Source organism: Cyclobacteriaceae bacterium, assembly GCA_013141055.1.
GTDB lineage: Bacteria > Bacteroidota > Bacteroidia > Cytophagales > Cyclobacteriaceae > ELB16-189.
The window spans coordinates 838789-852193 of record JABFRS010000001.1; the positions used below are offsets into that span (position 1 = coordinate 838789).

Below are 13405 nucleotides of genomic sequence, written 5' to 3' on the forward strand. Positions count from 1 at the left end.
CTACAAGGTCACCATATAGCACTAAGGCTATATGGCATCACGGATTCACGGATAAGGAATAAAAAAGCTTTTGCTTTAGAAAGGAATGCGGATTGTCTGCCGGATGGATCCTTTTGATCAGTGAAATCCGTGGCCCTGTAGCACTACGGCTACAGGGCTGCGCTCCTGTTCCCGTCTAAGTTTTTTCTTACCATGCAGCCTTAGCGCTACATGGATTCGTCAAGAAGGTCGGTGAAAAACACCGACGTAAGGCAATTGAATCTCCATCCCACTCCCATTTTGTCTTATGTTCATTTTCGTACATCTTTGTACGCCAAAGATCAGTTTTCGGCATGGAAACCGCATTTCCGGACACTGGGTGCACTGGCACAATTTTCTCTCTATACGTTTCCCTAAACCTAATACTGAACCGTGAACGAAGGCAAAATACTGATGATCGATGACGATGAGGATGTTCTCCTCGCCGCCAAAATGCTGCTTAAGAAATACAACTACCAGATCATCATCGAGAAGAATCCCAACAAGATCCCTTTCTTATTAAACAACGATACGTACGATGTCATCCTGCTTGACATGAACTTCAGCAAGGATACTACCAGCGGTAAAGAAGGTTTCGAATGGCTCGGAAAAATAAAAGAGAAAGATCCTCAGGCCGTCGTCATCATGATCACTGCCTTCGGTGATGTGGAGATGGCCGTGCGTGCCCTGAAAGATGGCGCCACCGATTTCATCTTAAAGCCATGGCAGAATGAAAAACTCATCGCCACGATCTCTACCGCCATCAAGTTAAAGAAATCATACAACGAGGTTGACAAGCTCCGCAAAGCCAAGCAGATGCTGGAAGAGCAGATCAGTCAGCCGTTCCGTGACATCATTGGAAACAGCGATGCCATGCAGGAGGTGTACACGCTCATCGACCGTGTTGCCAAGACCGACGCCAACGTTCTCATCCTCGGAGAGAACGGTACCGGAAAAGAACTCATCGCACGCGCCATTCACCAGAAGTCATTGAGAAGTGACAACTCTTTTGTCGCGGTCGACATGGGTGCCATCACTGAAACTCTTTTTGAAAGTGAACTCTTCGGTCATAAGAAAGGTGCCTTCACCGATGCCCGTGAAGATCGTCCCGGAAGATTTGAGCTTGCCAACGATGGTACATTGTTCCTGGATGAGATCGGAAACCTTAGCCTGAATCTCCAGAGTAAATTATTGAGTGCTTTGCAGTCGCGGAAAGTAACACGTGTCGGATCCAACAATTCGGTAGACGTGGATATCCGGTTGATCTGTGCCACCAACATGCCGATTGAGCAGATGGTGAAAGAGGGGAAATTCAGACAGGATCTTTTATACAGAATTAATACTGTTGAAGTGCACATCCCTCCTCTCGCGGATCGTGTCGATGATATTGTTATGCTGGCCAATCACTTCCTGGATCACTATTCAAAGAAATACAGAAAGGAAGTATTGACGATTGCGTCGGATGCAGTGACCAAGCTTAAGAAATATGCCTGGCCGGGAAATGTTCGCGAGCTTCAGCATTCTATTGAGCGCGCTGTGATCATGGCGGACTCTGCGACGCTACAAGAGACTGACTTTCTTTTCAGTCGCAAGTCGGACTCTTCTGCCAATGCAGACACCCTCAAGCTGGATGAAGTGGAAAAGGCAGCGGTGGTAAAAGCATTGCAGCTTCACAATGGAAATATTTCGAAGGCTGCCGATGAGTTGGGGTTAACCCGCGCGTCGCTTTACCGTAGAATGGAGAAGTACGGACTTTGATCGTTTGGTGACTTACTGATTACTTATGGAAATCAATTGGCGTTCCCCGCTGATGACACGGCTGATCATTTTTACAGTGACGCTGTTCTTCTTTGGCTGGCTTGTTGCGAAAGGATCGTCATTCATACTAATATTATGTGTGGGTGCCGGCGTTGCCTTCCAGCTGATGCGCTTCGGTCATGTCACCCAGGAGCATGAGACTACTACACCGAATTCAAACGCTCCCCTGCCGGATCTGTCATCGATCTCATTCGACGAACCAACACAATCTTTCAAGTCGGCATCGGAAGATGTGAATGTGAAGCATCATTGCTCACGCATGAATGAAGCGTATAGTTCGGCGAAGATGGCGCGCCGTGAACGGGATTCCGATTACCAGTTCTTCCGCAACATCGTTCAGCATGTGGGTATCGGCTTGCTGACATTCAAGAAAGACGGTGCGGTACAGATCATCAACAGTGCGGCGAGAAGATTGCTGCGTGTGAATCAGATACAGAATATCACAGAGCTCAACTATGCCAGTCCGACACTGGTAGAGTCATTCCAGAAACTTAAGACGGGTGGTCGTGAGCTGATCCGTCTGAAGATCGGTGATGATACGGTACAGCTTTCGGTGTTCGCGATTGAGCTGACGCTGCGTGGTGAAGAGATCAAGCTGATCTCCATGAGCAATATCCAGAGTGAGCTGGAAGAAAAGGAAATGGAAGCATGGCAGAATCTCGTGCGCGTATTGACGCATGAGATCATGAATTCGGTAACGCCGATTTCTTCTTTGGCAGGAACAGTGGAAGAAGAATTACAGCAGCAACTACAGAAAGACAGTTTCGAAATAAAGAGAGACGAGCTGGAAGACATGCATCTTTCTCTGCAGACGATCAGCAGACGCAGTGCGGGGTTGATCAAGTTTGTAAAAGAGTTCCGCAACCTGACGCAGGTGCCGCAGCCACGACTTTCAGAAATTGCCATTAATCCATTGCTGGAAGAGATGGCGATGCTTCACAAGAAAGAGCTGAGCGACCGAGGCATTACGATCACGGTGAAGACTGATCCACCGCAGCTTACGGCGCTGGCGGATAAATACATGATCGAGCAAGTGCTGATCAATCTTATCAAGAATGCCATCCAGGCATTTGAAGAACAGACTGACAAGAAGATCGAGTTGTCGGCCTACACGAGCGACAAGGGAAGACCGATCATCAGCATTACGGATAATGGTCCGGGCATTGATCCGGAAGCACTGGAGAAGATCTTCATACCATTCTTCTCGACGAAGAAGACGGGCTCAGGCATTGGACTGAGTTTGTCACGACAGATCATGAGAGTGCATGAAGGAAGGATCACGGCGAAGAGCACGGTTGGGGAAGGGACGGAGTTTTTGCTGCGATTCTAAAGAATCTTTCATGTTTGATCTTTAATCCGGTCTTTATACCTTTGAACTCCATGCAAGACATCCAGAAGAAAGTTACCTCGATCCTCACCGACAAGCTCGGAATTCCTGAATCTGAAATCACTCCTGATGCAAGCTTTGTAAAAGACCTTGGCATTGACTCTTTGGATTACGCAGAGCTGGTAATGGAGTTTGAGCAGACCTTCGATATCAAGATCCCTGACGACGATGCAGAGAAAATGCAGACGATCGGTCAGGCAGTGAGCTACATCAGCAGCAAGCTGAAAGCATAGCCCGTTAAATCTTACATTTTAAATCTTACCGTTTCTTTTTCGGGGACACATACGGTTCGTTGAGCTCGAACTGACTTCCGAGTCGCGTCATCTTTTCGGCGATGGGTGCAAGAAAGAGTTGGACGTCGTTGGGATTCTTTAGAGGATAGTAGAACCATCCACCCTGTTCGACATTCCAGAAGACAATATATTTCTGATCGGAGACGAGCAGTACGTCCATCTCATAGATCTCATCACCGTTCTTGTCTAGGATGCCGGTGAATTGTAAGAGGATGTGGTCTTTTTTATGAAGTTCGCCTTTGGTACATTCAATGGCATTGAGTCGCATGAGCAGGTGGGATTCGGTGTCCCATGCTTTGAATTTGATCTTGCGGTGTTTGAATTCCATTTACGATGGAAAGTTAATGTTTAGTTGTGATTTGGTGAAGCATCGTTTATATAAAGAGGTTGGTGGACAACACCAACCTTAGGCAAGACAACCTCAGACACTCGTGATGGGTTGGTGAAAACACCAACCCCAGGCAATAATCCGAAAGGAAAAACTCTCCTATCTTTGTCCACCCATGACAGAAAACAAGGTTCTCTTCATCATCAACAAGTACTCGGGCACGGGCTTTCAGGATTCTCTTGAAGGTAAGATCATTGACATGTGCTCACTCCTCAACCTGGAGGTGACGATCGAATACACACAACATAAGGGTCATGCAACCGAGCTCGCGAAGTGGGCAGTGTCAGAAGGAATACCACGGGTGTTTGCAATGGGCGGCGACGGAACGGTCAACGAAGTGGCGCAGGGTCTTGTTCATACCTCCACTGCTATGGGCATTCTTCCAAAAGGTTCCGGCAACGGACTCGCCCGTCATCTTCACATACCTCTCAAGACCAGCGGTGCACTGGAGCTGCTTGAAAAATATTCCATCATCAACATGGACACACTATTGGTGAATGATCGCCTGTCGGTGAATGTTTCTGGCATTGGATTCGACGGACATGTTGCAGGGAAGTTCGGAAAGAACGGTAAGCGCGGCCTCATCGGTTATGGTAAACTGGTGGTAAAAGAATTTCTGCGATTCAAAGAGTTTCCGATACAACTCTCACTGGATGGTAAACTATTAAAAAGAAGATCATTCATCCTTGCACTGGCCAACTCATCGCAGTTCGGCAACAATGCAAAGGTATCTCCCTTCGCTTCGGTATGTGATGAACTGATCGACGTATGCTTCATTAAGAAAGTTCCCATCACACAAGCCCTTGGCTTTGCACAAAAGATGTTCATGGGAAAGATCAACCGTTCTGCTTTTGTGGAGCGATTGCAAGGGAAGAATCTTACAATAGAGTTTGATGAACCGATGCCGTATCATATTGATGGAGAGGCGATGGAGCCGGTAGAGAATTTTAACATCTCCATATCGCCAGGGTCGCTGAAGATGATCGTTCCCGACAAGCCCGGGCTGAAGCCTTAGCAAGTCCTAAAAATACCGCAAACGATGGCAGGCACTTTATCCGGTACTTCCCGTTAAAGACCTAGTTATAACCATTTCAAACCCATAAACTATATGAAGAAAATCTCCGCACTCTTTACAATGATGCTTGTCACGGCGTATGCCATGGCTCAATTAGTGTCTCCCCCAAATGGCGACAATCAGAAAGCAAAAGTTATCCAGTGGATTGGACCTGTTGAAGTCAGTATTGTTTACAGCAGTCCTGATGTACACGCGCCGAATGGTGATGATCGCAAAGGTCACATCTGGGGTGAGCTTATTCACGTAGGCTATATTGATCAGGGTTTTGGCACTGCGAAAGAAGCACCGTGGAGAGCGGGGGCCAATGAGAACACTGTCATCACATTCTCTCATGATGTAAAGATCGAAGGCAAAGACCTGAAAGCCGGCAGCTACGGTTTATTTCTTGGCTACGCTAAAGAAGGACAGTCAACCTGGATCTTCTCCAATAATACTTCCAGCTGGGGAAGCTACTTCTACAATAAGAGTGAAGATGCATTGCGTGTGAATGTTACACCGGTAGATGGTGCTTACACTGAATACCTTACTTATGGATTTGAGGATCGCAAGTCAAACGGCGCGACTGCATTTTTACAATGGGAGAACAAGAAGGTTCCGTTCAAGATTGGAGTTGCCAACGTAAATGAAATCTATGTATCGCAGATGAGAAACCAGCTTCGTTCGAATTTAGGTTTTGACTCCCGCAACTACACCGCTGCAGCACAGTTTGCCGCACAGAACAAGATCAATCTTGAAGAGGCATTGAAGTGGGCTGATAGCGGAATGGATCCTAACCTCGGAGGTCAGGAAGATTTTAACGGATTGAACGCTAAGTCAACTGTGTTGCGTGCGATGGGCAAGAATGCTGAAGCTGATGCTGCGATGGACAAGGCGATCAAGATACCAGGCACTCCGGTTCAGGCGATCCATCAGTATGGCCGCGGATTGTTGAATGCAGGGCAGAAGGAAAAGGCAATGGAAGTATTCCAGTATAATGCGAAGGTGCATCCTGAAGAGAAGTTCACACCTAACGTAGGACTTGCAAGAGGCTATACGGCTTTGGGCGACAAGAAGAATGCCATCAAGTATTGGGAGATTGCTATAAAGAATCTACCGGCAAATCAGGCTGCGAATCTGCCAATGTACCAGGCTGAGATTCAAAAGTTGAAAGGATAAATGATCTTCAGCGATTGCTGAATAATAAGTCAGAGAATGATCCGTGATGAAAGTCATGGATCATTTTTTTTGATGTCAGCTGCAGGGAATCGAACCCTGATCCACCAAGATTGGCTAAAACCATCCGGAAAATTTTCGGTTTGGATCAACGCAGGAGATTAAGAATTCACTAATTTGAATAATGGAAAAAGAATTCTTAGAGACGTGGGAGATCCATCAGAGGATCAACCTCTACCTGCTTGACTCAATCGCCGAGGCACATCTTTCCGACATCTCCTCTTCCAAGGGAAGAACCGTTGGTGAGCAGTTTGCACACATTCATAACGTGCGACTTATGTGGCTTACGGCGGCCAAGCCTGAGTTACTGAAGGGACTTGAAAAAATTGATAAAGAGAAAGGCATTACAAAAGGTCAGTTGAAGAAATCACTGACCCAATCTTCAAAGGCGATAGCATCCTTACTTGAGTCTGCCGTTAAAGAAGGAAAGGTAAAAGGGTTCAAGCCACATCCGATGGCATTCCTCGGTTATCTCATCTCTCATGAATCACATCACCGCGGTCAGGTCATGCTATGCTTAAAACAGTCGGGCCACCCGGCAGACAAGAAGATAGGATTTGGACTTTGGGAATGGGGAGTCAGGTAATCGAATATAAACTTAGTATCAAACTTACTACCCTCCTGCTTTCTTAGCACGGTATTTTTCCTGCGTGAGGATCGTCAATAATTTATCACGCACGTCACCCTGAATGAGTATCTCTCCATCTTTGGAAGATCCACCCACACCGCATTTTGTCTTTAACAGTTTCGCAAGGGTTTCGAGATCGGCAGCGGTGCCAATGAAACCGGAAACAACCGTCACCTGTTTGCCTGCCCTTCCGTTCTTATCAAGGAACAATTTCAGATTCTGCTGCTGTGGCGGCAATGTCTCCGCTTCTTCTTTGGATGCATTCTGAAATGCGAAGTTTGAGTCGGTTGAAAACACCACTCCTTCCCTCTTCTTCCAATCGTTCTTGCTCATAATATGGAGACAATTAAAAAGATAAGATTAAAAAACATCAAGGTACAAATTGCCACCTGAACACTGAACCGGAATTCCAGTCCGGTCTTCAGTTTTAACCCTGCAATGGAAAGCGCCAGCAGGATGACAGGCATGAACATGAAATTCTGATATACAGATCCCAGACTTGTGATGGTAAAGAGCTTGTCTTGCGATTCGACCTTTACCATCAGGTTGAGAATGCGGGAGCTGATCACGGTGGCTGTTGAACCTGCATCAAAGTGTTTCGATCCTTCCGCAGAAACAGGAAACTGATGATTCTTGTTGGTGACCACCACATACGGTGTGTGATGACTTTCACGTAGACCGATTGCCTCCGCTTCTGAGAGAACTTTCTCTTCGCTGATGCGGAACGGAAGCATATAGTCGATGACCAGTGCACCACACCATCCAATACCAATCAATGATATCAGGCGGAGATAGCGAAGCAGATGTGCCATCATCAGCAATCGTTCTGAAGGCTGATAGGGTTTCGGGCGATACCCTGCCTGTTGTTTCTTGCGATACGCCGGATCACGATGATATCTTTGAGGCGGCGGTGGTGTGGATATGATATGTGCTGAGTTCAGCAGTTGATCATAGCGGAAACGTTTTTCGGGATCCGACAATACTTCATGGGCTTCATTGATCTCCTGGAAGAGTGAAGATGATTGAGGAGATGGGTTTTTATCCGGGTGGAAAACAATGGCCAGTCTCCTGAACGCACGCTTGATCTCCGCATCATTGGCAGTGCGACTGATTCGAAGTATTTGATAATAGTTCTTCAACGGGCCGGAGTTAAATAGCTGTGCCAACGACTAGCGTTGGCACAGCTAATAAAAAATAGAATTAGTGTTTTACGACAAACGTCAGCACCGGACGAGTTGAATGACTTGCAACATCTTCGGCAACGCTGCCGGCGATCACGTGAGCAAATCCTGAACGGCCATGGGTAGCCATCGCTATCAGGTCTGCATCGATCTGATCGGCAAAGCGAATGATGCCTTCTTCAGCAGTCAGATCATTGTAGATATTCAAGGTATAGTTTTTCAGGCCAAGCTTCTTGGCGAACTTGTCCATGTATGCTTTCACAATATGGTCGCGCTGAAAATCTCCGGGTGTATTGATCCTCACAAGGTGAACGGTTGAATTATAAATTGCCTGTGTCCTTTTTACCATGCGTGAGAATACTTCTTCATCCTTGGACATGGCGGTTGCGTAGACGATGTTCTTGTAATCATTGCTGGACGGTTTCTTTTGCACTGTCAGCACAGGGCTTTTTGAATTGCGGATCACTTTTTCGGTATTTGATCCGATCAGCATTTCCGATGCACCGGAACGGCCTGCAGTTCCCATCACAATCAGGTCGACTTTATGCTCACTGATAATGGTCCTCATTCCATGATAAGGATTACCAACGCGAAGTTCACCTTCTACTTCTACGGCAGAGTATTTAGGATCCTTTACAACTTTTTCAAGCTGGGCTTTTGCTTTTTGAATCAGTTTAAAGTTGAACAGCTTATCGTTGAAGTTCATGTCTTTGGTGGAAACCTGGCCTTCAACATTAAAAGACCCGCCGGTTGCCTCTTCGATCACGTGAAGTAAAACGATCTTGGCGCCGGATTTTTTTGCAATATCAAATGCGACGTCGGTTGCCATCGCTGCTGTTTTGGAAAAGTCTGTAGGAACAAGAATCTTTTTCATGGAGTAGAAAGTTAGGTGATAGGTAAAATTAGAGGATTTTGAGGTAAAAGCGGGCCTATAGAAAAAGTTATTTTGGTCTTCCTGACGTCAAAAAGCAATCTTTTTAAGTAGATATCAGAATATTTTCCCCGTGTGTGTCCGGATCATTAAATGTCGATCGTCATTGGGTTGTAGTTCAAAAAATTAACAACTTTAAAAAAACATCATTATGAAAGAATTCATGTACCTGTTCCGCAATTCATTGCAAAACGATGAAGCATTTGCCAAGATGAGTCCAAAAGAAATGGAAGCAGAAATGCAGAAGTGGAATACCTGGATGGGTGATCTTGCACAAAAAGGCAAGCTTGTAGGCGGACAGCCATTATTCCCGCAAGGTAAAGTGGTAAAAGCCATTACCAACAAAGTAACAGACGGCCCATTCATTGAAGGTAAGGATATCGTTGGCGGATATTTGCTGATCAAGGCAAACGACCTTCAGGAAGCAACAGCACTTTCAAAAGGCTGCCCTACACTTACCGATCCAACCGGATCAGTGGAAGTGAGAGAGATCATGCCGGTAGAGCATCCATAACTAATTCAGCAATAATGGTAAGCAGTGACCCGATTGCTGCTTATTTATTATTGTTTTACAAACCCATGAAAAGTGAGCGAACCTAAAATACTTCTCGATCATCTTTTCCGACATGAATCAGGAAAGCTCGTTTCCATCCTCACGAAGATCTTCGGTCCTCACAATCTTGAACTTGCAGAAGATGTAGTTCAGGATACTCTTCTCAAGGCGCTTGAACACTGGAAGTTTCACGGAACTCCTGATAATCCTTCTGCATGGCTTTTCACGGCAGCGAGGAACAAAGCGATGGATGTCATTCGTCGCGAGCGACATCACAAAGAATTTGCGGCAGAAGTCTCTCCCCTTCTCAAATCAGAATACTCTGCCGGCGCAACGCTGACACAACTTGTTCATGAAAATGAAATTGAAGATGAGCAGCTTCGTATGATGTTTGTGTGCTGCCATCCAATGGTGGCAGAAGAAGGTCAGGTGGCATTGATCCTGAAAACACTTGGCGGGTTCAGTGTTGCAGAGATCGCCAAAGCATTTCTCACATCGGAAGAAACAATTACCAAAAGGCTTTATCGTGCACGCCAGCAGTTCAGGACAGAGAAAGTTGCCTTTGCACTGCCTAAACCTTCTGAGTTAAAAGAACGACTTAATAATGTGCTGACGGCCATCTATCTCATTTTCAATGAAGGTTATAATTCATCGTATCACGATTCACTGATCCGGGAAGATCTTGTGGAAGAATCTTTGCGACTTGGAAAAATGCTGGTGGATCATCCCCTTACACGACAGCCTGAAAGTCTGGCGATGCTGGCATTGTTCTGCTTTCAATCGTCAAGACTGTATGGAAGAGTGGATGAGACAGGACAACTGGTTCAGCTGAAAGACCAGGACAGGAAAAAGTGGGACCAGGAAATGATACGGCAGGGAATATTCTATCTTCAGAATGCATCTTCCGGTGATCAGGTATCTGCCTACCATTTTGAAGCAGCCATTGCTCATGAACATTGCATTGCTCCATCCTATCAGGAGACTGCCTGGGATAAGATCCTTACTCAATATAACTGGCTGTTTGAAATGCGTCCCGATCCTTTGATCGCATTGAACCGTCTTGTTATTTATGCGGAAGTGCATGGACCGGGAAAGGCTTTGAAAGAATTGCAGAAACTTCCTGATAAAGATCTGTTGAAGAATTACTATCTGTACCCTGCTGTGATGGGCGAATGGAATGCACAGCTGGGCAATCATGCAGAAGCGAAGTCTTACCTTGAGCAGGCCATTAAGCTGACACACTCACCTTCGGAGAAGCAATTGCTCCAATCCAAAATCAACAAACTATTTTAAGGCAATTATCCTGTTGGCGGGCCTGAGGTCGTTACTTTTGCTGACTTTATGAACTCACTCCAGCAACTGCAGGTTACCCTTGAACTTATTCAAATCGAACGACAGGCCGATCTGGAGCAGTATCGTCAGAAAGTTCTTTTGAGATCACTCACACAACGCACAAAAGAAGGCGTCACCTGGTATCCTGTAAAGTTGAAAAGAGATTACATCGGAACCGGCGAGCGGATCTTTGTGGAGCTGGAACGCACCAATCATCTTGATCAACCTCATAGCTTTCAGAGTGGAAAGCTGGTGAGTCTTTTTTGCAATGCATCGGGAAAGCCTGAGAAAGAACACATGAATGGAGTCGTTAATTATGTCAGCGACAACACACTTGTACTGACCATCAATGGAGACGAGCTACCGGACTGGATTGACAATGGAATGCTGGGCGTCGATGTGATGTTCGATGAGATGACCTATAAAGAAATGGAGTACGCCATGAAGGCGGTCATGAAGGCGGATGGAAATCGTGTGGCGGAATTACGGGAGATACTTTTAGGTGATGCAGATTCCAAAGCTCTGAATAAAAGTGATCTGCCAAATATTGGAAGCAGCATACTGAATGAAAGTCAGAACGATGCATTGAAGATCATTTCTGCTACGCCGGATGTGGCGTTTATTCATGGTCCTCCGGGAACGGGCAAGACTACAACATTATCGCAGGCTATTCAGCACACAACAAAAACGGAAGGACAAGTGCTGGTGTGCACACCCAGCAATGCAGCGATTGATCTGCTGGTGGAGAAGCTGAGTGGATTGGGATTGAATGTTGTTCGCATTGGTCATCCGGCAAGAGTGACAGAGCAAACGCTCAGCAAGACGATGGATGCCCGCATTGCCGCTCATGCAAACTATCCTGAGCTGAGAGCATTGAGAAAAAAGCTTGAACATGTACGTGGGATGGCTTTCAAATTCAAGAAGAACTTTGGCCACCACGAAAGAGAAGAGAGGCGGCGATTGAAAGAGGAATCGCGCATGCTGAAATCAGATGCTGACATGCTGGAGTTTTACATCATCAACGATCTGCTCAACAATGCTGAGGTTATCTGCAGTACATTGGTAGGCTCTTCACATCCGATCTTAAAAGGAAGGAAATTTAAAACGGCCTTTATTGATGAAGCTGCCCAGTCGCTGGAGCCGGCATGCTGGATACCGATACTGAGATCACAACGTATAATTTTCGCTGGAGATCATTGTCAGCTCCCTCCTACGATCAAGTCGCTTGATGCTGCCAAAAGAGGATTGTCAACAACGCTCTTTCAAAAAGGAATATCCAGGCATCCTGATCGCTCCACAATGCTGAAGGTGCAATACAGAATGCATCAGCACATCATGGAATTTTCATCGCGCTATTTTTATAAGGATGAACTGATCGCACACGATTCGGTAAAGGGCCAACTGCTGAATCATCAACAGCCGGTAGAATTCATTGACACTGCCGGGTGCGGATACAATGAAGAACAGGATCCCGAGACACTTAGTCGTTTCAACACGGAAGAAGCAAGGTTGCTGATCCAGCAGACAGAGAGACTGGTAGAGGAAATCGGTCTTGAACAATGGATTGAACAGAACATTACCCTTGGGATCATCACACCATATCGTGCACAGGTTGATCTGCTGCATAAGCTTGCTGAGAGCTCTTCAACACTCGAACCATTGAATAAACTAATCACCATCAACACGGTGGATGCCTTTCAGGGACAAGAACGCGATGTGATTGTCATCAGCTTTGTGAGAAGCAACAATGAAGGCGAGGTCGGATTTCTGGCCGACATTCGCAGGACGAATGTGGCGATGACAAGAGCGAAAAGGAAACTGATCATGATCGGCGACAGTGCTACGCTGGGTTCGCATCCGTTTTATGTGGAGCTGATCGACTATGTGCAGAAGGGTGAGTTTTACAAGAGTGCATTTGAGTTGAAATGATGAGAGATAAGATCCTTGAGTTTTATAGGCAACTGAAGATCAAAGGGAAAGTTCCGAAAGGAATTGAGGTGCTGAATCCATATCTCGACCCTTACGCAATGGACATTTGCAATAGATTCTACAGCAAGTATTACAATGATGACAAGCCCAGAACATTAATGCTGGGAATCAATCCGGGAAGGTTCGGTTCGGGACTTACAGGAATCTCATTTACAGATCCCATCAAGCTTGAAAAGATCTGCGGCATTGAGAATACATTGTTAAAGAAACCGGAACTGTCATCAGATTTTATTTTCGCGATGATTGACAAGTTCGGTGGGCCGGAGAAGTTTTACGGCAAGTATTTCATTTCAGCAGTCTCACCACTGGGATTTACGAAAGACAGCAAGAACATTAATTATTATGATGATGCTTTGCTTGAGAAAGCAATCAAGCCATTTGCGATTGAATCCATTTCAAAGATCCTGGACATGGGTATCCGTCGTGATAAATGTTTCTGCATTGGCGAAGGCGAGAATCTGAAATTCCTTAAGAAGCTGAATGAGGAGAACAAATGGTTTGGCGAGGTTGTACCGTTGTCACATCCACGGTTTATTATGCAGTACAAACGAAAGTCAGTATCTGCTTACATCGACAAATATCTCCAGCTGCTTCAATAAT

The 13405-nt window shown here is 45.9% G+C and carries 14 protein-coding genes; 10 read left to right on the forward strand and 4 right to left on the reverse strand.

Annotated features, from left to right (window positions below):
- Positions 1–432: 432 nt before the first annotated feature.
- From HOP08_03640 to HOP08_03650, 3 genes are read left to right on the forward strand one after another with little or no spacing between them, the layout of a single operon-like run.
- Positions 433–1776 carry a sigma-54-dependent Fis family transcriptional regulator gene (locus HOP08_03640; protein ID NOT73996.1) on the forward strand — a complete coding sequence of 448 codons (1344 nt, stop codon included), beginning with the start codon at positions 433–435 and terminating at the stop codon, positions 1774–1776.
- 52 nt (positions 1777–1828) lie between these two features.
- Positions 1829–3166 (forward strand): GHKL domain-containing protein, encoded by a 1338-nt coding sequence (locus HOP08_03645; GenBank protein NOT73997.1) that lies wholly within the window; start codon positions 1829–1831, stop codon positions 3164–3166.
- Positions 3167–3216: 50 nt separating this feature from the next.
- Positions 3217–3456, forward strand: a complete 240-nt coding sequence (locus HOP08_03650; protein NOT73998.1) for an acyl carrier protein — start codon at positions 3217–3219, stop codon at positions 3454–3456.
- Between the two features lie 25 nt (positions 3457–3481).
- Here the strand turns inward: HOP08_03650 and HOP08_03655 are convergent, their stop codons facing one another.
- Entirely contained in the window at positions 3482–3844 is a 363-nt protein-coding gene (locus tag HOP08_03655; GenBank protein ID NOT73999.1) for a hypothetical protein, read from the reverse strand.
- Between the two features lie 175 nt (positions 3845–4019).
- Between HOP08_03655 and HOP08_03660 the strand changes: the two genes are divergently transcribed.
- From HOP08_03660 to HOP08_03670, 3 genes are all read left to right on the forward strand, one after another.
- Positions 4020–4919, forward strand: coding sequence for a diacylglycerol kinase family lipid kinase (locus tag HOP08_03660; GenBank protein ID NOT74000.1), 900 nt, complete (start codon positions 4020–4022; stop codon positions 4917–4919).
- A gap of 93 nt (positions 4920–5012) precedes the next feature.
- Positions 5013–6134, forward strand: a complete 1122-nt coding sequence (locus HOP08_03665; protein NOT74001.1) for a DUF2911 domain-containing protein — start codon at positions 5013–5015, stop codon at positions 6132–6134.
- 181 nt (positions 6135–6315) lie between these two features.
- Entirely contained in the window at positions 6316–6777 is a 462-nt protein-coding gene (locus HOP08_03670; protein ID NOT74002.1) for a hypothetical protein, read from the forward strand.
- Between the two features lie 27 nt (positions 6778–6804).
- On the opposite strand, the gene HOP08_03675 is transcribed toward HOP08_03670, so the two are convergent.
- The 3 genes from HOP08_03675 to HOP08_03685 form a co-directional block, all read right to left on the reverse strand.
- Complete coding sequence (locus HOP08_03675; GenBank protein NOT74003.1) at positions 6805–7152, reverse strand: translation initiation factor; 348 nt, start codon at positions 7150–7152, stop codon at positions 6805–6807.
- Positions 7149–7958 carry a J domain-containing protein gene (locus tag HOP08_03680; GenBank protein NOT74004.1) on the reverse strand — a complete coding sequence of 270 codons (810 nt, stop codon included), beginning with the start codon at positions 7956–7958 and terminating at the stop codon, positions 7149–7151. Before HOP08_03680 ends, HOP08_03675 begins: the two co-directional genes overlap by 4 nt.
- A 61-nt stretch (positions 7959–8019) precedes the next feature.
- Entirely contained in the window at positions 8020–8874 is an 855-nt protein-coding gene (locus HOP08_03685; protein NOT74005.1) for a universal stress protein, read from the reverse strand.
- A 208-nt stretch (positions 8875–9082) separates the two neighbouring features.
- Between HOP08_03685 and HOP08_03690 the strand changes: the two genes are divergently transcribed.
- The 4 genes from HOP08_03690 to HOP08_03705 all read left to right on the forward strand — a co-directional run bounded on the left by HOP08_03690 (position 9083) and on the right by HOP08_03705 (position 13404).
- A complete protein-coding gene (locus HOP08_03690; protein NOT74006.1) occupies positions 9083–9445 on the forward strand; it encodes a hypothetical protein in 363 nt (120 codons plus the stop codon).
- Positions 9446–9517: 72 nt separating this feature from the next.
- Positions 9518–10777, forward strand: coding sequence for a sigma-70 family RNA polymerase sigma factor (locus tag HOP08_03695; protein NOT74007.1), 1260 nt, complete (start codon positions 9518–9520; stop codon positions 10775–10777).
- Positions 10778–10825: 48 nt separating this feature from the next.
- Positions 10826–12745 (forward strand): AAA family ATPase, encoded by a 1920-nt coding sequence (locus HOP08_03700; GenBank protein NOT74008.1) that lies wholly within the window; start codon positions 10826–10828, stop codon positions 12743–12745.
- Positions 12742–13404 carry a DUF4918 family protein gene (locus HOP08_03705; GenBank protein NOT74009.1) on the forward strand — a complete coding sequence of 221 codons (663 nt, stop codon included), beginning with the start codon at positions 12742–12744 and terminating at the stop codon, positions 13402–13404. Before HOP08_03700 ends, HOP08_03705 begins: the two co-directional genes overlap by 4 nt.
- Position 13405 lies beyond the last annotated feature (1 nt).

Coding starts and splice junctions, on each gene's coding strand:
- HOP08_03640 (NOT73996.1), top strand. CDS start 433: ATGATCGATGACGATGAGGATGTTCTCCTCGCCGCCAAAATGCTGCTT.
- HOP08_03645 (NOT73997.1), top strand. CDS start 1,829: ATGACACGGCTGATCATTTTTACAGTGACGCTGTTCTTCTTTGGCTGG.
- HOP08_03650 (NOT73998.1), top strand. CDS start 3,217: ATGCAAGACATCCAGAAGAAAGTTACCTCGATCCTCACCGACAAGCTC.
- HOP08_03655 (NOT73999.1), bottom strand. CDS start 3,844: ATGGAATTCAAACACCGCAAGATCAAATTCAAAGCATGGGACACCGAA.
- HOP08_03660 (NOT74000.1), top strand. CDS start 4,020: ATGACAGAAAACAAGGTTCTCTTCATCATCAACAAGTACTCGGGCACG.
- HOP08_03665 (NOT74001.1), top strand. CDS start 5,013: ATGAAGAAAATCTCCGCACTCTTTACAATGATGCTTGTCACGGCGTAT.
- HOP08_03670 (NOT74002.1), top strand. CDS start 6,316: ATGGAAAAAGAATTCTTAGAGACGTGGGAGATCCATCAGAGGATCAAC.
- HOP08_03675 (NOT74003.1), bottom strand. CDS start 7,152: ATGAGCAAGAACGATTGGAAGAAGAGGGAAGGAGTGGTGTTTTCAACC.
- HOP08_03685 (NOT74005.1), bottom strand. CDS start 8,874: ATGAAAAAGATTCTTGTTCCTACAGACTTTTCCAAAACAGCAGCGATG.
- HOP08_03690 (NOT74006.1), top strand. CDS start 9,083: ATGAAAGAATTCATGTACCTGTTCCGCAATTCATTGCAAAACGATGAA.
- HOP08_03700 (NOT74008.1), top strand. CDS start 10,826: ATGAACTCACTCCAGCAACTGCAGGTTACCCTTGAACTTATTCAAATC.
- HOP08_03705 (NOT74009.1), top strand. CDS start 12,742: ATGATGAGAGATAAGATCCTTGAGTTTTATAGGCAACTGAAGATCAAA.